20 protein-coding genes, 1 tRNA gene and 1 pseudogene are annotated in these 21,937 nt (G+C 39.3%); 14 read left to right on the forward strand and 8 right to left on the reverse strand.

All coding sequences use genetic code 11. The annotated features are described in order from the left end of the window. Nucleotides 1-7 precede the first annotated feature (7 nt). From AA980_RS03210 to AA980_RS03225, 5 genes are all read left to right on the forward strand, one after another. The gene (locus AA980_RS03210) at nucleotides 8-1,432 is read left to right on the forward strand and encodes a PAS domain-containing sensor histidine kinase (protein WP_024028326.1); all 1,425 of its coding nucleotides are present in this window, start codon (nucleotides 8-10) and stop codon (nucleotides 1,430-1,432) included. Further along, entirely contained in the window at nucleotides 1,432-2,082 is a 651-nt protein-coding gene (locus tag AA980_RS03215) for a response regulator transcription factor (RefSeq protein WP_024028327.1), read from the forward strand. The genes AA980_RS03210 and AA980_RS03215 overlap by 1 nt, the downstream gene beginning before the upstream one ends. Before the next feature lie 278 nt (nucleotides 2,083-2,360). Next, complete coding sequence (locus AA980_RS26050; RefSeq protein WP_024028328.1) at nucleotides 2,361-2,504, forward strand: YrzI family small protein; 144 nt, start codon at nucleotides 2,361-2,363, stop codon at nucleotides 2,502-2,504. Between the two features lie 318 nt (nucleotides 2,505-2,822). After that, nucleotides 2,823-3,539 (forward strand): ABC transporter ATP-binding protein, encoded by a 717-nt coding sequence (locus AA980_RS03220; protein ID WP_024028329.1) that lies wholly within the window; start codon nucleotides 2,823-2,825, stop codon nucleotides 3,537-3,539. Then, nucleotides 3,511-5,997, forward strand: a complete 2,487-nt coding sequence (locus AA980_RS03225) for an FtsX-like permease family protein (RefSeq protein WP_024028330.1) — start codon at nucleotides 3,511-3,513, stop codon at nucleotides 5,995-5,997. Before AA980_RS03220 ends, AA980_RS03225 begins: the two co-directional genes overlap by 29 nt. A 149-nt stretch (nucleotides 5,998-6,146) precedes the next feature. On the opposite strand, the gene AA980_RS26055 is transcribed toward AA980_RS03225, so the two are convergent. Both AA980_RS26055 and AA980_RS03230 read right to left on the reverse strand, forming a co-directional pair. Continuing rightward, nucleotides 6,147-6,230 (reverse strand): YjcZ family sporulation protein, encoded by an 84-nt coding sequence (locus tag AA980_RS26055; RefSeq protein ID WP_235815147.1) that lies wholly within the window; start codon nucleotides 6,228-6,230, stop codon nucleotides 6,147-6,149. Nucleotides 6,231-6,287: 57 nt separating this feature from the next. Continuing rightward, entirely contained in the window at nucleotides 6,288-6,485 is a 198-nt protein-coding gene (locus tag AA980_RS03230; protein WP_024028331.1) for a hypothetical protein, read from the reverse strand. A gap of 358 nt (nucleotides 6,486-6,843) precedes the next feature. Here AA980_RS03230 and AA980_RS03235 point away from each other — a divergent pair, with 358 nt between their 5' ends. After that, complete coding sequence (locus AA980_RS03235) at nucleotides 6,844-7,230, forward strand: VOC family protein (protein WP_024028332.1); 387 nt, start codon at nucleotides 6,844-6,846, stop codon at nucleotides 7,228-7,230. A gap of 87 nt (nucleotides 7,231-7,317) precedes the next feature. On the opposite strand, the pseudogene AA980_RS03240 reads toward AA980_RS03235, so the two are convergent. Beyond that, nucleotides 7,318-8,603 (reverse strand): annotated as a pseudogene (locus AA980_RS03240) (DHA2 family efflux MFS transporter permease subunit); the annotation flags it as partial. Nucleotides 8,604-8,876: 273 nt separating this feature from the next. Here AA980_RS03240 and AA980_RS03245 point away from each other — a divergent pair. The 3 genes from AA980_RS03245 to AA980_RS03255 all read left to right on the forward strand — a co-directional run bounded on the left by AA980_RS03245 (nucleotide 8,877) and on the right by AA980_RS03255 (nucleotide 10,676). Continuing rightward, entirely contained in the window at nucleotides 8,877-9,269 is a 393-nt protein-coding gene (locus AA980_RS03245; RefSeq protein ID WP_024028335.1) for a YidH family protein, read from the forward strand. Nucleotides 9,270-9,419: 150 nt separating this feature from the next. Continuing rightward, nucleotides 9,420-9,683: a metal-sensitive transcriptional regulator gene (locus tag AA980_RS03250; protein WP_024028336.1), complete on the forward strand. Its 264-nt coding sequence runs from the start codon at nucleotides 9,420-9,422 to the stop codon at nucleotides 9,681-9,683. Between the two features lie 138 nt (nucleotides 9,684-9,821). Beyond that, nucleotides 9,822-10,676 (forward strand): peroxiredoxin family protein, encoded by an 855-nt coding sequence (locus tag AA980_RS03255; protein WP_024028337.1) that lies wholly within the window; start codon nucleotides 9,822-9,824, stop codon nucleotides 10,674-10,676. A gap of 730 nt (nucleotides 10,677-11,406) precedes the next feature. On the opposite strand, the gene AA980_RS03260 is transcribed toward AA980_RS03255, so the two are convergent. From AA980_RS03260 to spoIIP, 4 genes are all read right to left on the reverse strand, one after another. Then, nucleotides 11,407-11,480: transfer RNA gene (locus tag AA980_RS03260), tRNA-Arg, on the reverse strand. A gap of 130 nt (nucleotides 11,481-11,610) precedes the next feature. Further along, nucleotides 11,611-12,351 (reverse strand): YwaF family protein, encoded by a 741-nt coding sequence (locus AA980_RS03265; protein WP_024028338.1) that lies wholly within the window; start codon nucleotides 12,349-12,351, stop codon nucleotides 11,611-11,613. Nucleotides 12,352-12,666: 315 nt separating this feature from the next. Beyond that, the gene (locus AA980_RS27670; protein WP_156351181.1) at nucleotides 12,667-12,822 is read right to left on the reverse strand and encodes a hypothetical protein; all 156 of its coding nucleotides are present in this window, start codon (nucleotides 12,820-12,822) and stop codon (nucleotides 12,667-12,669) included. After that, entirely contained in the window at nucleotides 12,815-13,969 is a 1,155-nt protein-coding gene (gene spoIIP / locus AA980_RS03270) for a stage II sporulation protein P (RefSeq protein ID WP_024028339.1), read from the reverse strand. The genes AA980_RS27670 and spoIIP overlap by 8 nt, the downstream gene beginning before the upstream one ends. A gap of 158 nt (nucleotides 13,970-14,127) precedes the next feature. Between spoIIP and mutS the strand changes: the two genes are divergently transcribed. The 3 genes from mutS to AA980_RS03285 all read left to right on the forward strand — a co-directional run bounded on the left by mutS (nucleotide 14,128) and on the right by AA980_RS03285 (nucleotide 19,331). Next, entirely contained in the window at nucleotides 14,128-16,716 is a 2,589-nt protein-coding gene (gene mutS / locus AA980_RS03275; protein ID WP_024028340.1) for a DNA mismatch repair protein MutS, read from the forward strand. Nucleotides 16,717-16,729: 13 nt separating this feature from the next. After that, entirely contained in the window at nucleotides 16,730-18,739 is a 2,010-nt protein-coding gene (gene mutL / locus AA980_RS03280; protein WP_047771245.1) for a DNA mismatch repair endonuclease MutL, read from the forward strand. A gap of 145 nt (nucleotides 18,740-18,884) precedes the next feature. Next, a complete protein-coding gene (locus AA980_RS03285; RefSeq protein ID WP_024028342.1) occupies nucleotides 18,885-19,331 on the forward strand; it encodes a hypothetical protein in 447 nt (148 codons plus the stop codon). Nucleotides 19,332-19,399: 68 nt separating this feature from the next. Here AA980_RS03285 and mreBH read toward each other — a convergent pair whose 3' ends face one another. After that, nucleotides 19,400-20,407, reverse strand: coding sequence for a rod-share determining protein MreBH (mreBH, locus tag AA980_RS03290; protein WP_024028343.1), 1,008 nt, complete (start codon nucleotides 20,405-20,407; stop codon nucleotides 19,400-19,402). A 282-nt stretch (nucleotides 20,408-20,689) separates the two neighbouring features. On the opposite strand from mreBH, the gene miaA reads away from it, so the two are divergent. Both miaA and hfq read left to right on the forward strand, forming a co-directional pair. Then, nucleotides 20,690-21,646, forward strand: coding sequence for a tRNA (adenosine(37)-N6)-dimethylallyltransferase MiaA (miaA, locus tag AA980_RS03295; protein WP_024028344.1), 957 nt, complete (start codon nucleotides 20,690-20,692; stop codon nucleotides 21,644-21,646). Nucleotides 21,647-21,672: 26 nt separating this feature from the next. Next, a complete protein-coding gene (gene hfq, locus AA980_RS03300; protein ID WP_024028345.1) occupies nucleotides 21,673-21,903 on the forward strand; it encodes an RNA chaperone Hfq in 231 nt (76 codons plus the stop codon). The last annotated feature ends 34 nt before the right edge of the window (nucleotides 21,904-21,937 follow it).

Consider the following 21,937-nt stretch of genomic DNA (forward strand, 5'->3'; position numbering starts at 1 on the left):
TGCTTTTATGGAAAACAACCAGCAATTTTTTCAAACCATTCTCAATCATACAAGTGACGTACTCATGATTGTGGATCGAAATCGTCACATTATATATATTACCTCAAATGTTTATGAGACTCTGGGGTATAGACCTGAAGAGCTGAACAATCGAGACGGGTTTGACCTTCTCCATCCTGAGGATAAGGAAAGTATGCTGCAACGGCATCATAATCTGCTGACCTCAAAACAAAGTAATACTTCGGAATATCGCATGATTAGGAAGAATGGGGAAGTGCGTTATGGCGAGTGTAAAACCACGCCGCTGCCAGATACAGAAAATTACCTTCAAGTGGTATCGATTAGAGATATTACGGAACGAAAGCGGATGGAACTGGAGCTCGAATACCATAAGAATCGACATGAAGTTTTACAAAATAGCCTGAAGAATTTTTCGAATGATCTTTCTTTCGTGATGAAACATGCTGACCTGGAGGAAAGACTAATCAAGGAACTCGTAACTATTTTACCAAACTCAAATCCTACAATAATGAAAAATTCCCCAAAAAATACACATTTAACAATAGGAAAAATGGAGACGTTCGCTGACAAGGCAATAATTAAAATAGGCGAACGGCAGCAGAGCCCATACATCCTGTCGATGAATGCAAGCGCCATTCGGGAAAAGATGGAATCGATTTGGCTGGAAACCTTGGCCTATTATTCGATGATGGTTTTTGAAAATTTAAATATGATAGAGAATCTTATCCAGCAGCTAGAAACAGCAACCCGTAGTAAGGAAACGCCGCAATGGGTGCTGCGGTTGATGTTTAATCTGCAAGAACAGCAGAGATTGACGTTATCGAGTGATTTGCATGATACAGTTTTGCAGGATCAGATTGATTTATATCGCAGACTGGAATCCCTTTTAACCCGTTATGAAATAGAGAAGAAAGTCAAAACCAAGCTTGTTGGGATTGAACAGGGTTTGTTGGATATCATTCATGATATTCGCGTGACCTGCAATAACTTACGCCCCCCGCTGCTAAGAGAGTTAGGACTGAAAAGATCGTTGGAAAATTTGTTCGAGCATATTCAGGTTTGCTCTACTTATAAAATTATTTTTACGGCAGTAGATCTCTCAATGCTGCCGCTAAGCGAAGAACAAACAATCGGGATCTACCGGATTGTGCAGGAACTCCTTAATTATGCAGAGGAACACTCTCGGGCGAATGAAATAAAATTTGATCTCTACTATGAGGATTTTCAATTGAAGATAGTGTACAGTGATGACGGAGTTGGGGATAGTTTTTCTTCAAATCATTTTAGATTAACAAATATAGAACAAAGAGCGCAAAGTCTTGGAGGGAAGATGGAGATCAGCTTGAGGCCGGGATGTGGGTTATTAGCTGCCTTGCAGCTTCCTATTAACTTAGAGAGGAGTTTAGTATAATGGTAAATATTTTAATTGTTGATGACCATTTATCGATTATCGAAGGTACCAAAATGCTGTTGGAACAAGAACCGGATTTCAATATTACAGTTGAAAACAGTTCATTGAATGCGATGAATTTAATCAAGCTGCACCATTATGATGTATTGTTGTTTGATTTGTATATGCCACATCTAAATGGGCTTGAGTTGGCAAAGCAGGCGCTAGCTTATAATCCGGATTTGACTGTTTTGATTTATACAGGCTTCGATATCAAGCCACATTTTAATTTGCTCGTTGAAGCCGGTGTTTCCGGATTTCTGTCAAAAACCTCATCGCGTGATGAATTAGTTGCAGGAATCAGGAGTGCCTTACGGAAACAGGTAGTTCTGCCGCTATCATTGGTAAGAGAATTAAGAAGACCAGGGATCATTTCCGACCAGTCCAATGCCAATGAAAAAGTGGTCTTAACCAGCAATGAGGAACAAATCTTGACAGAACTATCTAAGGGGAAAAGCACAAGGGAAATCGCCTCGAATTTAGCGATGAGCCAGAGGTCATTAGAGTATAACTTGACGGCCCTTTACCAAAAGTTTGGCGTCCGAACAAGAGTGGATACCATTGCCAAGGCCAAGAAGCTTGGGTTAATCCCAGAGGAAGAATTGAAATAATCCCATTCTCATTTGGTTTACCTGTATTGGAAAAAATAAATACAAAGCAGTGGTTTTCTTAACAAAAATCCCACTGCCTTTTGCGTGTAATAGGGGTTCCAGCGGGAGCCCCTTTGTGTGTGTTAAAATTAAAAATCTAAAACTGCGGTGCCACACGGAAAATATGCGGTGGTCTTCAAAAAGAGTGCGGTTAGGGAAGCGGCAGAATTGAGTATTATGTGAATATAGAAAACAACAAATCATCGGATTGACTAATCCCATTAAGGAGGAAAATGACAATGACATTGAATCTATTATTCTTTACCCTTAGCATTAAAAAGCGAATAATCGCTCCGGAAAAAGCCCTGACCCAAGAAAAGGTTGAAAAACTGTATGAAGAACATAAAGATCGTCTAATCTCTACTCACTATATGATGCATTAACCTACTGCCAGCTGTTAATCCTGGCAGTTTTTTTTCTATCCGAGAGTGACATACCGTTATCCGAGAGTAAAACCCGCCATCCGAGAGTAATGACCTGTTATCCGAGAGTAACAGCGTTTTTAGCCGAGAGAAACCAAACCTTATCCGAGCGTAACCGCTCTCTATCACCAATATAATTGCGGAACACCGCAAAATCCTGCGGCGGCACCTTAAAAAGACTGCGGTGACCTCCCAAAAGAGTGCGGTTTGGCAACAGCCATTCTTTACTACAATGAAAATATAAAAAACCATATGAAATTAAATGGAGGGTGGAAAAATATGATTTCAGTTTCAAATGTTTCAAAAGTATATGCGTTGGCGTCGGGTGATTTCATCGCACTAAAGGAAACCGCTATGCAAGTCCGTAAAGGGGAATTTGTGGCCATTATGGGACCTAGCGGATCTGGAAAAAGCACATTGCTTCAGTTACTTGGGGGACTCGATCAGCCTACTACAGGAAATATCGTCGTGGATGGAATTGACCTAACCAAATTGAATGAAAAAGAACGGACCTTATTCCGTCGGAAAAAGGTGGGCTTTGTTTTTCAAAATTATCAGCTCCTACCGATGATGACGGTCGGAGAAAATATTGCTCTTTCCCTTACTGCCAACAACACTCCAAAAAATGAGATAAACACGATTGTGCAAAAATTGCTGTCAGAAGTAAATCTGCAAGATAAAGAATCAGCTTTCCCTTCCCAGCTAAGCGGCGGCCAACAGCAAAGAGTAGCCATTGCACGGGCGTTAGCGATGAAGCCAAGTTTAATTTTGGCAGATGAACCTACCGGCAATCTTGACCAAAAAAATAGTGAAGATATCTTAAAGCTTTTATCAAGGCTTAACAAAGAGGAAAAGATTACGGTCGTTATGGTGACACATGATCAACAAGCAGCACAAGTGGCGGATCGAATCATTGTAGTAAGAGATGGAATGATTGTGGAAGAAGGTCATAAAGGAGGTTACCGCAATGAAAAAGTGGCAAATCGCATGGCGTAATTTAATGCGGCGGAAGATGCGGACTTTTTTATCAATGATGTCTATTGTGATAGGAGTAGCTTCTACATTTGGAGTGATTGCAGCTGTTAATACGGCAGAAAAAGCCTTTCCTATTTTCTTAAAGGAGGCAATTGCTAAAGCAGATTTTAATATTGCTGGGACGGAAGCCTATTTTTCAGAAGATAATTATAAGCAAATGTCTTCGAGAAAGGATTATGAATCTGTTGCGATGTTAAAGCAAAATACCAAGTTGGTTACCAAAGAAAAAGATATCTCTTCAATCCAGAAACGAGTTGTGATTACCGGCTATAGCCAGCTTGAAACCACCGTTACTGGGTTCAAAGTAATGGAAGGTGATTTAAAAGCCAAAGGGGCCGTCATTACGGATCGAACGGCAAAGGTTTGGGGATCGAAGATTGGGGATACGGTTTCCTTTAATACAGACAAAGGTGTCAAAACGATTAAGATAACGGCCATTGTTAGGTACACAAAAGATTTAATGGGCCCTTCCAGCTGGAATATGGCGAAATATCACCATTGGGCGGTAGCAGTTCCACTCCCAACAGTCCAAAATTGGTTTGATTTAAATGGAAAAATCCAAGCGATCCAGGTAAAAGCAATAAGTCACAATCAGCTTGATGCAGTAGAGAATGAGTTGGATCACTTTGTGAAAAGCAATAAAGGTGTTTATATGCAGCCTATGATTATTAACTTTGATACAGCGTTTAAAGATCTTAATACTTTCTTCTTAGCCCTATATATTGCTGGTTTTCTCGGAATCGCACTGAGTGCCTTCATCATTTTTAATTCGCTCTATGTAAGTATTAAAGAAAGAAAAAGTGAATTTGCCGTGTTAAAGACGATTGGCTATACACCTGGACAATTACAGGGAATGGTCCTGACCGAGGTATTATTAGTTGCCATAATCGGAACAATCTTGGGCCTTACAGTCGGATATGGTCTTGCCCATGGTTTGAAACTACTCATCTTCATGGTATATGGCGTACAAAGTAACAGTTCTATGGTATTAGCAACTGGTTTGATAGTATCAATCCTTGCCGGTCTGCTCGTACCGATTCTTTCCTCCTGGTACCCGATTCAAAAGGTTGGTAAGACTAGCGTTATTGAAGTATTAAAAGACAACAAAGCTATACAAAGCAGACATTCTAAGTGGTTAGGAATTGTCGGTGTCCTGTTTATTCTATCAAGCTTTTTTATCAAGCATTTGATTTTAGTCCTGCCGCTTTTGATTGGCATCACTTTAGTATTTCCTTATCTTTTTAAACTGTTTAGTTTTATTCTGAAAGCTTTCTATCGTCTTATATTCAACTTTTCCGGAGACGTCGCGATCCGTAATTTAAATCGAAATATTGGTAGAGCTTCCATGACTTCCGTGATTCTCTCCCTTGGGATTGCCATGATTGTGTTAATGAGTACCCTAAATTCTGCCCTCTTACAGTCGTATGAGAAAATGATAAACCAATCTTACGGCGGAAATCTCGACGTCATGTTTCACCATATTGAGAAAGAGGATCTCGACATTATTAAACATATAGACGGCGTAAAAGATGCAGCAACGTATTCGCTGCAGGGAATCGTATGGAATTTAGATGGCGAGAAACGAATGCTCCCCGTATATGGAGTTGGAGCGGAATGGATTGACCGGTTCCCGTTGTTTTCCGTATCAAATGGTTCACAAAGTGCATTAATAAAGAGCTTAAAAAACGATGAAATTATCCTTGATCAAACCTCTTTTGCAACATGGGGAGGAAAAATTGGCGAAAGCATTACGTTAGATACCATTCATGGTGAAAAAACCTTTAAAGTTGTCGCAATGGTGAACACAATGAAAAATAGTGGTTATGGGGCGTTTATGAGTGAGAAGAACTTCAAGGAAAACTTCGGTGTTAACTATGAAAGAAATACGTTGGTCATCAAGGAAGCACAAATGAGCCCACTGCAATTAAGGGAGAATATTTACTCCAAATTCGGTGGTAGAATTGAGGAAATGTGGGGTCCGGAGGATTGGGTTTCCATGATTGGCGGTACCATCACAGCATCCTTTAGTATGGTGAACGCACTTGTCATCCTTGGTATTATTGTCTCTGGTATCGGGATTGCGAATACCTTGCTGATCAATATTATGGAACGGGTCCGGGAAATTGCAATGATGCGGGCTGTTGGTGTTACGCATCGTCAGATTATCGGGATGATTTTATTGGAGGGTTTTGGAATAGGGCTTGCTGCAACCGTCATCGGGATCATGTTTGGTATTCTGTTAATCTATTTGACGTCTACGTTTATGCAAGTAAACTCCTTAACCTTTGAATTCGGCGTCTCCTGGATGATTATCGCAATAATAGCTTTGTTCGGGCTTGCTGTCAGCATCATTTCCAGCATTGCTCCAGCAACTAAAGCGGCAAAAATCAAGTTAAGTGATGCGCTTCGATATGAGTAGAATCCTGTTGGTGCTGTTCTTACCTATGTTAATGCTGACTGCATGTTGGGGGAGCGAATGAATCCTTTCGAAGTTGTTTGCTTCAGAAAAAAGAGGGATTCTAAAAATTTTTTAGTATCCCTCTAATTGTCATAATCACTTAAGAGTTATTAGTATCCTCCACCCATGAAGGATGCTCCAACAATGACTAACAGAATAAATAGAACAACGATCAGGGCAAAACTTGTACCCATACCACCGCTTTCGTAACCCATAAATAACACCTCCATTTTTAGATAGTCATTAAAAAGCTACCAGCGATGAAAAGGATGTCTGTGTTCAACTACAACTCTTTCCCTAATAGGTTTATAAATGACCCTTGGGACATCAAATACATCAAGTCGATTTACATGAACTACTGGTTGGATAATTGGTATTTCACGACGAATAGATTCATTATGAAATACGTATTTAGGAGGACGAGTGATTGGTCTAGAGCGGTTAAACATCATATAACACCTCCTTCCGAGTTTATATATTATTAAATGTTGCGAAGACTCATACTGAAACGGACAAGCATCATGTGTTTTTATAAAAAGACAACATTTTTTTGAAATATTATGCCGCAATACCAGTGAAAAATGAATGAGAAGGAGACTGATGATGAAAGTATCTCGTGTTGCTTATTTTGCAGCTGATTTATAACACGTATCTTTGGCTAATTCTGAAAAATGGAATAACATCCAACTAATGGTGTTCTTTCGTGTTATAACGAGGGCTGAAAAAAGTCTTCAACTCTTTAAAAGGTATTATTAGAATTTCAAAGAATTAATATATAGATTGTATATTTAAGGAGGTAGGTTGTTAGTGAATACACCAATAAAAACACCAATAAAAAACCGTATTGGTGGTGTGTTTATTCCAGTTCGTGACATTGAGAAAGCGAAAAAATGGTATAGTAAAATACTTGGTTTGGAAGGTGGAGAAATATATTTTGGTCATATATATACGGCTCCAATGGATGGTACAGCAGGCTTAATTTTAGATACGATGCCAAAGTGGCGAGATGAAAATGGTAACATTTCAACTTATCAAGTACCATCAATACAATTTGTAACGGATGATATCCATGCCTCTTATCAATTTATGAAAGAAAATAATGTTGAATTATTGACAGAGATTGAGGACGATTTTTATTTTGTTTTTAGAGACCTAGATGGTAACGTATTGATGATTTGTAAGGAAGTATCTTAACGAATATTTGCTAGCTAACCGGTAAATGTAGTGGTGATAAATGGGTATTAATGTGTATTGATATTTACTCGGAAAGAACCGACCAGTCATTAAACTTTCAGCTTTTGTTTTTGTTACAGAATTCATGATCGTAATAAGAATAGCTGTACCAATCGAACCGGACACTTGTTGAGCTGTATTGTTAATAGCTGTACCGTGCCGATTTAAGCGAGTTGGCAATTGATTAAGACCATTTGTCATAATTGGTATCATCACCATTGCCATACCAAGCATACGCAAAGTGTAAACAAGGATAATATATGTGTGACTAGAGTCGATTTGTAGGTTTGCCAACATGTAAGTTGAAACTGCTGTAATAGTAAGCCCTAATACTCCAAGAATTCTTGGTCCATATTTATCGAATAGTTTACCGGTAATTGGAGACATAATCCCTTTTACAATCGCACCCGGAAACATCATTAAACCTGAGGCAAGTGGTGAAATGCCTCTAACATTCTGCACATACGCTGAAGTTAAAATCATCCCTGAGAACATCGCAACAGCATTGACAATCGCAATAACAGAGGCAAGGGCAAACATAGGATGCTTATAGACACGTAAATCTAATAAAGGTTCCTCCATTTTTAATTGCCGAACAATGAATACAACCAAAGAAATAGCACCAACAATCAGAGTGGTTAAAACAACTTTGTCTGTCCAGCCGTCAGAACTTACAGAACTGAAACCATAAAGCAACCCACCAAAACCGATTGTAGATAATACAACTGATAGGTAATCAATGGTTGCATTTTTGTTTTGTTCCATGACATTCTCGGATTTCCAAATGGCCAATACTAAACTAATAATAGCTAACGGTAAAATCATTTCGAAAAGTAACCGCCAGTCATAATATTCAACAATATAACCTGATAATGTTGGCCCAATTGCTGGCGCTGTAATCATAACTAAACCGAAAATACCCATTACGGTACCACGTTTTTCACGAGGAAAACTTACTAACATAATGTTCATTAATAATGGTCCCATTACGGAAGAACCGGCTGCTTGGACCATCCGCCCAGTAAGTAATACACCAAAGTTTGGGGCAAAAGCTGCTAATGCAGTACCTAAAGTGAAGATCGCCATTGAAGTGATAAATAGGCTACGGTTCGAAAAGCGTGTCATTAAAAAGGCTGATGCCGGAATTAATACACCGCTGACAAGCATATAGCCTGTCGCTAGCCACTGAATCGTTGAATAATCTTTAATTCCTAAATCAACCACGGCAAAGCTACATTTAATAGAGAGTTATTCAAAAACGAAACAAATGCTCCGACAAAAAGAATAGCAAGCATAATATACGGTGGTTTTCTTTCTTGTGATGTTGAATTCATCTATTTGTTTTCTCCTTTGTAAAAAGTTTATTTGATCCTTTTGGCCGTTTGCATATTTGTGCTGAAAAGATTTGTCGTCAATATATCTAAATGTGACCGAAGCTTAGATAGGAAATAAACAGCGTCCATGATTATGTTGTACTTCTCTAAGTAGCAATTGGGAATACGCGCTAGTAGCTATTTTTTTCTTTATAAATAAACGCGTTTATGAATTGAAAAATTTTTCTTGGATAAGAATTTTTGTTAGGCTTATAAAAAGGAGATTAGTTATATATGAAAGCTTTAAAAATAAGCAAAGAAAAACAAGAGGACAATGTAAAATATGCACAACAGCATTTTGCAAATGAAAGAACGTATCTGGCGTGGATTCGGACGGCTATATCAATTATAGGTGTGGGATTTTTAACAACCTCTTTACATTACACTATTAAAATTAGTTCCAATCGAGCGATTAATACTCTAGCAATATTTCTAGGAATCTATGCATGTGTTGTTGGCTTTTTAATTGCTCTTATGTCAACAATTCATTATACAAGAAAAAGAAGGGAAATTCAGGATGGGATTTTTATCCCGTCAAACTACTCGATAATATTTGTTTCTATTTTATTTTCAATTCTAGTTTTTTTGATTTTTATGTATCTTTCTTTTTTATTATTTAAGTCATAAAGTGGGGAAAGGGTCTTATCTAAAAAAACATAATCAGCCGCTTCCATTTGCTATTGAATTTTTAGCAATGTAATTTGTTTGGCATCATACCCTTTAGGGTATAATATTAAAGCATGTCAATGTTATTCCTTTTTCAAGGGAGGTTAATTTATGGATTATAATGATCAAATAAAAAATAGAATTAAACGGATCGAGGGACAACTAAGAGGTATTTTAAGAATGATGGAAGAAAACAAGGACTGCAAAGAGGTCATTACTCAGCTATCTGCCTCGAGAACTGCCATTGATCGGACCATTGGCGTTATTGTTAGCACAAACTTGGTAGAATGCGTTCAAAATGCAGATAATCAGGCAGAAAAAAGCATGGAAGGTATCGTAAGGGAGGCAGTTGAACTTTTGGTAAAAAGCCGATAGAAGAGGTTACGCCTCTTTTATTTTTGAAGACATTAATACCCTAATGGAATGGGGTTGACATGGAAGAGGTTAAGAGATTAGTAAGAAAGAAGGGGGGAGCTGGTAATAGAGGTTATACAAATTGGTTCTTTCACCATTATGATGAAATGGATTGTTCTTAGTATTGCCATTGTGATCGGATTTATTTTTCTGAAACTATGGCTGCTCCGTTCACAAAAAAGAGAATCTGGGAAACAATTATTTGATTTAGCATTAAACAGTGTTTTTTTGGGCTTTCTGATATGGAAAGGCAGTTTGCTGTTACTGGAGCCGAAATTAATTATTGAAAGTCCAATGTCATTATTATATTTTACTGGTGGAAAGAACGGATTCATTTTAGGAATGTTCGGTGCATTCATTTATTTCTTTGTTAAAGCTAGAAAATTAAGGATAACAAACTTTATTATTCTGCAATCCGTGATTGTTTTTGGTATTGCTGTCATGGGTGGGTATTTTTTAGTCAATCACTTCTTGAGTCATGATAAGCCGAAGGTCAATACAGCCGGCACAAAGACAGTAGAAATTGGTCTCCAAGAAGGAAATAAAGCACCTGATTTTCAATTAAAGACGTTAAACGGTACTGATGTTAAACTGTCTGATTTGCAAGGAAAAAAGATCATTTTAAATTTCTGGGCAACCTGGTGTCCGCCCTGTAAAGCAGAAATACCGCACATGCAGGATTTTTATGAATCAATGGACAAAACCAAAGTGGAAATACTCGCCATCAATCTAACCACCCTAGAGAAAAATCCGGGAAAGGTAAAGGGATTTGTGAAAGATAAAAAAGTAACTTTTCCTGTTTTACTCGACCAAGATGGGGATATAGGCGACCAATATCAAGCTATTACAATTCCAACAAGTTATCTGATTGATTCCCAAGGGATTGTTCGCAAGAAAATAGTCGGGCCAATGGATAAAGGTATGATGAACCAATTAATAGAAAAAGTTGATTGAAAAATATTGTTCGGCAATTGGAAATATTTCCAAGGGTTAAGCGAAGGCTTTGACAGGATAAATCTTTTTCTTTATTCTATACCCGCAGGGGCATTTTGATCCTTCTAAAGATGCAGATTCTATAAAAAAGACAATGGAGGTACACTAAAATGGTCAAAGTAACACACGCTGCAATTGCAGCCATTACCAGCGAAATTCAAGATGTCATTGATGAGGGGAAACAACCGCTAATTCGCTTTTCAATGGGCATTGGCTGAGGGGGCCCGCAGCTTCGTCTGACTCTGGAAGAGTCGGCTTTAGAAAATGATGAAATCACTGAGCAGGATGGAATCGGCTTTATAGTTAATGAAAGAGATCAGGTTTATTTTCACAATGCAAAGATTGACTATATAAAGACACTATTTGGAGGCGGACAGTTTACCGTGCTTCGAGTTTAAGATTTATAACTACTAGTAGGGGTATAACTAAAATGAAATAATGAAGTTACTTCGAAAACATTGAAAGCTGCTTGGGAAAGTTTCCGGGCAGCTTTTTTTTAAAGCAGCGGATGCATGCAAGCAAGTGTCCAAAAAATAAAATTGCAAAGTAAGTGAGGTAAAAGCGAGTGAGGGGTTAAAGTAAGGATAGGTTAATTTGCAATTAAAAAATATTTTCGCACAAATTTTGCATCAACAAAAATAAAAAACCCCAAAAGCGCTTGTGTGACAATGCTTTTGGGGATTTTACTAGACGTCCCAAAGAGGATTCGAACCTCCGACCTACAGTTTAGGAAACTGTTGCTCTATCCTGCTGAGCTATTGGGACAAGTAAAGTCTTATGTATTCTGTTTTAGACACACAATAAGATAATCGCGTCCTTATTTCAATTAAACACTTAAATAGGAACGTTATTTATTATAATCAGTTTATCAAAAAAGGTCAATAAAAAGTTCCTGTTATTGAAACGGCAGGTCTCTTGATACCTCGTTTTTGAATGCCCCTTTTTCACGAAAAATAATCCAAACGATTAAACTTAATGAAATTAACAATCCCTCCATAGATAAGATATACCAAGGGTAAGGGCCCAGAACATCTAATAAACTGGCGCTGTCAGGTTTATGGCTTAAGAACATATAATTGCCGTCAACCAGCTTATTAATAACCATAATAATCGGCATCAAAACATTTAAAAAGATAAATAATTTTACTACTGACCAGATTGTCGGCCGGTAGCCCTTTGCCCAGGTAAAATAGAGCGGCACCCAAATGATCATTAAATGAGTATAAAAGAAGTGGAAGAATCGAAAATGCGGAAAGTCATAATTTAATAGTGGTGTGATTAATGCCTGAGATGCGCCAAGTAATGCTGTAAATAATAAGATCTCGTAAATGATTTTTTTTCTTGTTAACAATAAGAAGACTGTTAAAATCAAGCTGATGCTGCACAACTCTAATGGAATGGCGTAGCTGACATGCCAGCTGCCATTTAAAATCAGCCATAAGTGATAGGCAGTCTCAAATATAATTAACGAAATAGCGACACCGATTTCAATGCTTCTCCATTTCTCAGCACTCAACTTATCTCTAAATAAAAATATTGCTAACGAGCCTAGGATTAAGATGGTTATGATAACAAAGTGACTTGTTGAAAACATCTGAAAATCATAATTTTTATAACTTCCGCTAAACCACTCCATAATTTCACCACCCTTATAATTATTTTATCATGTTATGGTGAGAGGAGTTGGAATTTTTAGAAAGGTTCTTTTCTAAAAGTTTGTTGCTCTTTTTGATTCGCTATTATAACCCTTCAAATCGCTAATAAATGCCCTGAAATCGCTAATAAAACTACAGATTCGCTAATAAATCTATATAATCCGCTAATAAGGTGTAAAATTACACTTCACTTTAGCTTTTTAAGGGTAAAAAAAGTTAAAAACCACAATTTTTACTAAAATATCCTTACGAAAACAACCTTTAGGAAAAATACTAGAAGATTGGCCCAGTAAATTCTAGTTATTTTTATATAAATAACCAATCGAAAAGACAAAGCCGGTAAGGAAAGTACAAATTGTTAAATTTGTTAGGCCGGTAAAGTAATAAGATAACATGCTGCTGAAAAAGGTAAATAGTAACCATTTAATTGAGGATGGCAACCATTTAACCATTCTTGTTCACCTCTTTTGCTTCTTTGGAATTCCAATAATATTCGGCGAGTATCTCTGAAAATACATCAACCGTTCGATCCAGTTCCTCTAAATTATTATCAATGCCGCCAATCTCCAGTAACATGGCTTTAGTAGATATATCTTGGTTATAAACACCGTTCCCGTCCTTAAACGTTTTAAGAAAAATTCCGCGGCTTATCCCGGGATATTTCTTTTCTAACTCTGAGTTTAGAGTTTTTACCAATTCTAGATTTTCTAAGTAGTTTTTGTTTTCCTTGCCCACTACAAAATAGAGTCTGGCGAAGCTCTCTCCATTTATCGTTTTAGTTGTAAGTTCTCTCCGTGCGGAATCACGATGAATATCGATAAAATAGTTAAGATCATTATTCTTAACTGCTGCTGCTTCAACAATTTCACGAGATGCCGTGTAGGCTTTTGAGGTTTTCCAGCCTTTATCGTGCAATTTCTGCGCCATATTTGTTTTATCATGGTCAACACCTATGCCTTGCCTCATAAGATTATCAGCTAAACGTTGTCCAAGATCCACGACATTGACTCTGTCATCATTGCTAGTTGCATCATTTGGGTTCTTTGCATCTTTTAGCAACGGTAGAAAGGACTCGTAACTATGAGTATGATAAATAAATACAGCTTTATGTTCAGGGTTGGTTATCGGTTTATTATCTGAAGCATTATTTCTTTGAGCTAATTTTTCCTCGGCAACTTTTCTTTCTTCAAGTAAGACCTCGACTGGGGGAGATGATTCATATGGAAGGGTGGTAAGATTCGTTCCTTCGCCAGCTACGACAATCTCTGTGTCAAAAAGCCTTAAACCAGGTAACTCATTTCCTAAAAACGTTCTAGCATCTGTTGGTTTAATCGTAACCGCTAATTGTAAGGCTAGCGCTGACATTTTTGATGCGGAAAGAATAGGTTCATCGATTTCGGGAGAGAAGTAATGGTTTTCGGATTTAAGAATATGAACAAGGATTTTTTCGGTGTTTAAAATACTAATTGTACTATGAATATTTTTCGATTGAACCTTAATGTCCATTAATACGACGATTGAAATAACTAGAAAAACGATCAGAACCATTACTACCGGAAAGTAGATATATTTTGGTAAGAAATATTTTTTCGACACCATCGCTCAACCTCCATAACACATTTATATGAGTTAAAGGGTTAATTATTTCAAATTTTTTAGAGACGAATCAGCTAAATCGACGAGTGCCTGACACCTTCATTTTGTGATATAATAGTTTGTCGAAGATACTCGAAATGATTATAATTCTGGAGGTCATTATGGCTGCTTATACGCCGATGATACAGCAATATTTAACCGTGAAGGCAGATTATCAAGATGCCTTTTTATTTTTTCGCTTAGGCGATTTTTATGAAATGTTTTTTGATGATGCGATAAAAGCGTCGCAGGAATTAGAGATAACCTTAACAAGCCGCGGAGGCGGTACCGATGAACGAATTCCAATGTGTGGAGTTCCATACCATGCGGCTGCAAACTATATTGAACAGCTTATTTCAAAGGGCTATAAAGTAGCGGTTTGTGAACAGACGGAAGATCCGAAACAGACAAAAGGAATGGTCAAACGGGAGGTTGTTCAGTTAATCACTCCGGGAACGGTGATGGATGGCAAAGGTTTAGCCGACAAAGAGAACAACTATATTGCCTCGATTACAGCGTTTGATGACCAAACCTATGGATTTGCTTATAACGATATTTCAACAGGTGAGAGCAGCGTAACCTTGCTTTCAAGCAATTTTGATGAGGTGTTGAATGAACTTTCGGTTTTAAGTGCTAAAGAAGTAGTAGTTGCAAGCAATTTTGACGGAGAGCTACAAAAGAAGATGCGCGAACGCGATGTGCTCGCGATTTCGTTCGAAGATAATAGTTCGCTAGAGATGAATTATGCCCATCTGCTAGAGGAGTTAAATCAAGACAAATTGAAACAAACAACTGCAAGGCTGTTTAACTACTTATATCGCTCGCAAAAGAGAAGCCTTGACCATCTTCAGCCTGTTACAACCTATCAAATTCATCAATATATGAAAATAGATTATTTTTCAAAGCGTAATCTTGAATTAACCGAGACGATTCGCTCAAAAGGAAAAAAGGGCTCGTTATTATGGCTTCTTGATGAAACGATGACCGCGATGGGCGGAAGAATGTTAAAAACGTGGATTGACCGGCCGCTGATTAATCAAGCTGGTATTGAACAGCGTCAAGCGATCGTCGAAGTCCTCATGAATTTTTACTTTGAACGCCAGGAGCTTCGCGAAAAATTAAAAGAGGTATACGATTTAGAACGTTTAGCAGGACGTGTTGCCTTTGGAAACGTGAATGCGCGTGATTTAGTCCAGTTAAAACGCTCGTTAATGCAGGTGCCATTTTTAAAACAAATTTTGCAGGGGATGCAGAATGAACAGGTGGAAAAAATCGCTGGACTTCTTGATCCGTGTGAAGTGGTCACCGATTTATTGGAGCAGGCGATAGTTGAAAATCCGCCGCTTTCCTTAAAAGAAGGCAATATCATCCGTGACGGGTACAATGCCCAGCTCGATCAGTATCGAGATGCCAGCCGAAACGGGAAAACCTGGATAGCCAGCCTCGAACGGGAGGAGCGGGAGAAAACTGGGATTAAATCGTTGAAGGTAGGCTATAACCGCGTTTTTGGCTATTATATTGAAATCACCCGCGCTAACCTGCATCTTTTAAAAGAAGGGCAGTATGAACGGAAGCAAACTCTATCGAATGCCGAACGGTTTATTACCCCGGATTTAAAAGAAAAAGAAGCGTTAATTTTACAAGCAGAGGAAAAATGTGGCGAGCTTGAATATGAGTTGTTTGCCGAAATCCGCGAAATTGTGAAGGAGCAAATCCCGCGTCTACAGGCGCTGGCGAAAACGGTCAGCGAGCTCGATGTCCTGCAATGCTTTGCCCAGGTCAGTGAAGAACGGCACTATGTGAAGCCGCAATTTTCTTCTGAGCGTCGTGTAGCTGTTAAGGATGGCCGCCATCCAGTGGTCGAGAAGGTATTGAACGCCCAGGAATATGTACCAAACGATTGTCATATGGACAGCGACCGGGAAGTCCTGTTGATAACAGGCCCGAATATGTCGGGTAAAAGTACGTACATGCGCCAAATTGCCTTGACAGCTATTTTGGCGCAAATCGGCTGTTATGTTCCGGCGTCTGAAGCCGTGCTGCCGATTTTTGATCAGGTGTTTACACGTATTGGTGCGGCCGACGATTTGATCTCTGGACAAAGTACCTTTATGGTTGAAATGCTCGAAGCGAAAAATGCGATCACAAATGCGACCCAAAACAGTTTGATTTTGTTCGACGAAATCGGCCGCGGAACCTCAACTTACGATGGGATGGCTTTAGCGCAGGCCATCATTGAATATATTCATAAGCGGATTGGGGCGAAAACTTTATTTTCAACCCATTATCATGAGCTGACCGTTTTAGATGAAGATCTTTCGAAGCTAAAAAACATTCATGTCAGCGCGATTGAACATAACGGCAAGGTTGTCTTTCTTCATAAAATTAAGGAAGGGCCGGCCGATAAGAGCTACGGTATTCACGTTGCACAGCTTGCCGAGCTGCCGGCGGAATTAATCAGCCGGGCAAATGAAATTTTAACAGCCCTTGAACATTCCGACGATCAAGCTGCTGTTCCCGTGAAAGCGGCGGTAATCGAAGAAAAGCCTGCTCAATTATCATTTTTTGATGAGCCGAAGGAAACGAAGAAGCAAGAGCTGACTTCTAAGGAAAAACGAGTTTTAGAGAAAATTAAAGAAATAGAGTTGTTAGAGGTAACGCCACTACAGGCGATTAATATGTTGTACGAGCTTCAGAAAAAGTTAAAGTAGGGGTTGAAGGCGAATGAGAAGGATTATTCAATTAGATGACGCCCTATCGAACAAAATAGCGGCGGGAGAAGTAGTCGAACGCCCCGCCTCGGTTGTTAAAGAGCTGGTTGAAAATGCGATTGATGCCGGCAGTACCGTGATTGAAATTGAGGTGGAGGAAGCGGGACTCGCGAAAATTCGAATTACCGACAATGGGTACGGAATTGACGAAGAGGATGTACTAATCGCCTTTCAACGCCATGCCACATCCAAAATCAAAGACGAAAAGGACTTATTCCGGATTAGGACGCTCGGTTTTCGCGGAGAAGCCCTCCCAAGCGTTGCCTCCGTTTCCAGACTAGAGATGAAGACCTCTACGGGGGAAGGTGCCGGAAACCGGGTAGTCATCGAAGGCGGGAAAGTCGAAACCTTTGAAAAAGCTTCAAGCAGACGCGGAACCGACATCACGATTACCGATTTATTTTTCAATACTCCAGCCCGTTTAAAGTATATGAAGACAATCCACACTGAGCTTGGTAATATTACGGATGTGGTTAACCGGCTTGCTCTGTCCCATCCGGAGGTGGCATTCCGGCTCATTCATAATGAGCGGAAGCTGCTGCAAACGAATGGAAACGGCGATGTTCGTCAAGTGCTGGCATCGATTTACGGAATGGCCATCGCCAAGCAGCTTGTCCCGATAACCGGTACCTCGCTTGATTATAAAATTAGCGGATTTGCTTCGATGCCGGAGGTTACAAGGGCATCAAGAAATTATATCTCGACAATGATTAATGGTCGTTTTATCAAAAACTATCCATTAGCGAAGTCGATTCAGGAAGGGTACCATACATTGCTGCCGATCGGCAGGTTTCCGATTGTCCTCCTTAATATTGAAATGGACCCGATGCTAGTAGATGTCAATGTTCATCCATCAAAAATGGAAGTGCGCATAAGTAAAGAAGCGGAACTGAATGAACTGGTTACAACGATTATCAAAGAGGCGTTTAAATCGAGGGTGTTAATCCCGACAGCCTATACTCAGGTGAAAAAAGAAGCGCCAAAGACTGAACAAACTGCTTTACAGCTTGATGAGGGAACAAATGATGATCAAGAAATTCATAGAGAATGGTCTGGTGCGGAAACCGTTCAGGAATATGTGCAACCCGCGTCTGCGATGCAGCAAACCGTTCAGGAAACCGAATCGATGCCTGCAGTGCCACAAACCGTTCAGGAAACCGAATCGATGCCTGTAGTGCCACAAACCGTTCAGAAAACCCAAACGATCACTAAGAATCCGTTTGCTGACTTTCCTGGTCGAAGTGAAACAGCGGTTGTTGCAGAAACTGGGGAGTCTCCAGGTTCTATTTTCGATAAACCTAAATCTGCTCCTGAACACCAGGTCGATTTCAATGAGAATAAAATAATGGAGTCTCGTGATGATAATGACCAAATGGAGAGCCGGGTGCCCCGTCTCTATCCAATCGGGCAAATGCACGGAACCTATATTTTTGCGCAAAATGAGAATGGCTTATATATTATTGATCAGCATGCAGCACAGGAACGGTTAAAGTATGAGTACTTCCGCGAAAAGGTGGGGCAAGTTCAGTCTGAGCTACAGGATATGCTTGTGCCCTTAACCTTTGAGTATTCAACGGATGAGTATTTGAAAATAACGGAACACCAACATGAGCTCGAAAAGGTCGGCGTTTTTCTTGAGGAATTTGGTATGAATACTTTCATTGTTCGTTCTCATCCGCAATGGCTTCCAAAAGGAGAAGAAAAACAAATCATTGAGGACATGATTGAGCAGCTTTTAGCGATGAAAAAGGTCGATATTAAGAAATTGCGTGAGGAAGCAGCGATCATGATGAGCTGCAAAGCCTCGATTAAAGCGAACCGCCATTTGCGTAATGACGAAATCCAAGCATTGCTGGATGATTTACGTAAGGCATCTGATCCCTTTACCTGTCCACACGGGCGACCAATAATCGTTCATTACTCTGTTTATGAAATGGAGAAGATGTTTAAACGGGTGATGTAAGATTGAATAAAGAACGTTCCTAAGATGGTAAGAGGAACGTTCTTTTTTTGCCTAAATATAAGAATTGCAGTTTTAGGACGACAATATAATATTAATGTATAGACTTTAATAAGCTTTACATTTATGTATGGAGAGGGGTGGGCCTTTGGTTGTTTTTGGCCTGTTAACCACATTTTTACCAGTAGTTATTATCATATTTGTCATTGTTTATGCGGTGAAAAACAAAGAAATGGGGGATGAAGCGGTGATACGTCATCTTTATACGTATTTGGTTTTGTTTGCAACGCTTATGATGGTGATTGGAGGGGGAATTTCTATTTTTATGGCTGCTGCGGATCTCGTTAGTCCACCAAGCTATTATCAAAGCTACGAAGACTACAAGCAGATTCACCAAGAAGGTAAGGCGCCAGGTCAAAAAACATTATCAGAGCAAGAACTGCGGGCTAATTATGAACAGGCAGTAACAGACGAAAAGAACCGAAATAAGGAAGGTGCAAAAAATCAAATCATTAAAAGCCTAGGCTTTATTGTAATCCCACTGCCGATTTTCCTTTACTTCAATAAGATGAGAAAAAGAAAAAGTGATGAATAGAAGAATAGGCTGGAGGATTTATCCTTCAGCCTTTTTGGAGTATATTGAAGTCCCTTAGAAGGGTTGTCCTATTTCACGCCAGCCTGTAGTTTGCTAATATATTGAAGGGCCTTACCCGTGCCAACTGCCACAGATTCAAGTGGTTCGGGTGCAAGCTGAACAGGCACAAATATTTCCTCGCTTAGCCATTCTTCCATTCCATTCATTAACGATCCGCCCCCGGTTAGAATGACTCCTCGATCAACGATGTCGCCGCTGAGCTCAGCAGGGCAATCTTCAAGCGTGGCCCGGACCGCTTCCAATATATGCAGAAGTGGCTCTTTTAGCGCATTGCGAATTTCATAGGATGAAAGCTTAATTGTCTTCGGTAAACCGGTCACAAGGTCACGACCGCGGACATCCATGAAAAGCTCCTCGTGATCAACAAGCGCATAGCCAATCTCCATTTTGATATTTTCGGCAGTCCGTTCGCCGATTAATACGTTGTACTCCTTGCGCACATGCTGAATAATATCATCATCAAGACGATCGCCACCGATTTTGATGGAATGGCAAGCAACCACACCGCCGAAGGAAATAATGGCCACTTCAGTATTTCCACCGCCGATATCGACCACAACGTTCGCTACAGGTTCATCGACAGGAAGTCCTGCACCAATAGCGGCTGCAACCGGCTCTTCAATCAAGGAGATCTTTTTAGCTCCAGCATTTCTCACGGCATCTTGAATCGCCCGTTGCTCCACACTCGTAGAACCAGATGGGATGCAAACGACCACATTTGGCTTCCGAATTGAAAAGCCTGCTTTTTTAGAAGCCTTACGGAGCACAGTTTTTAGCATATCTGTTGTTACATCAAAATCCGCAATGACTCCATCTCGTAAGGGGCGGATAGCCACGATTTTTTCAGGTGTCTTGCCGATCATTTCTTTTGCTTCCGTTCCAACGGCGACCACATTTTTTGTAACTGTATCGATGACCACTACGGAGGGCTCATTAAGGACAATTCCTTTGTTTTTACTATAAACCAATATATTTGCAGTTCCTAAATCAATTCCAATATCAAAAGTAGAAAGCATTGATTTCACCTTATTCCTTTATTTTTTATACAAGATAGACTACGATTAAGCCTATCATGAATTTGGGGGTGGAAAGCGGATTGTAAATGAACCGTTATGCTTTTGTAAATTTACATGAAAAACTTTCCGCCTTTGGAAGTAAAGTGGATAAAAATAATCAACTTGAATCTAAGCATAGATAAGGATTATTTTGTATATACTGATATGATGTTCAACTGCTTTGCAAAATTATGATAACATGGAAGCATAGAAGCAATAAATGAGATAAGGCAGTGAGAAATAGTGGTAGAAAAACAAAAATTATTAGTAATTATTGGCCCGACAGCAGTGGGGAAAACAAAGCTTAGTATCGAAATGGCCAAACGGTATAACGGAGAAATTATCAGCGGAGATTCGATGCAAATATACCGGGGAATGGATATTGGGACGGCGAAAATAACCAAGGATGAAATGGAAGGAATTCCACACCATTTAATCGATATAAAAAATCCCTCGGAAAATTTTTCCGTTGCTGAATTTCAACTCCTTGTTCGGGCAAAAATAAGTGAGATTGCTCAAAAAGGGAAGCTTCCGATTATTGTCGGCGGGACAGGGCTGTATATTCAGTCAGTTATTTATGATTATCAATTCTCCGATGTTGCAGGGGATGAATCATTGCGCCAGCACCTTGAAGAAAAAGTAAAGGAAATCGGTAATGTTGCACTACACAAAGAATTAATGGAGGTTGATCCCGAAAGCGCATCACATATCCACCCCAACAATGTAAGAAGGGTCATACGCGCTCTGGAGATTTTTCAGCTCACTGGTAAAACAATGCAGGAATATCAAAGCAAACAGCAGCCAGAACTTCTTTACAATACGGCCCTGATCGGTTTAACGATGGAACGGGACAAGCTTTATGAACGGATTAATGACCGGGTTGATTTGATGGTTGCTGAAGGGCTTTTGGAAGAAGTGAAAAGCTTATATCAACAGGACTTGCGTGATTGTCAATCCATCCAAGCGATTGGCTACAAAGAAATTTATCACTATTTGGATGGATATGTTACATTAGAAGAAGCAATTGAAAATTTAAAACAAAATTCCCGGCGCTATGCCAAAAGGCAATTGACTTGGTTTCGCAATAAGATGGTGGTAAAATGGTTTGAAATGACGAATGTGAACAATTTCGCAAAAAAAATAATGGAAATTTCACATTATGTTGAAGGAAAGCTTCAAGTAAAATCGAATACATATTAGTAGAGATAAAAGAGGAGGATATACAAATGAAAACGACGATCAATATTCAAGACCAATTTTTAAATCAATGCCGTAAAGATAATATCCATGTTACAGTTTTCCTTCTGAACGGATTCCAATTAAGAGGACAAATTAAAGGCTTTGATAATTTTACCGTTCTGTTTGAATCGGAAGGGAAGCAGCAGCTAGTATACAAACACGCGATTTCAACCTTTGCACCACAAAGAAATGTTCAGCTTGAATTAGAGAACCAATAATCATTAGATAAATTGAGCCTGTCACCCGCGGGCT

This window comes from Neobacillus vireti (assembly GCF_001026695.1).
Lineage (GTDB): Bacteria > Bacillota > Bacilli > Bacillales > Cytobacillaceae > Neobacillus > Neobacillus vireti.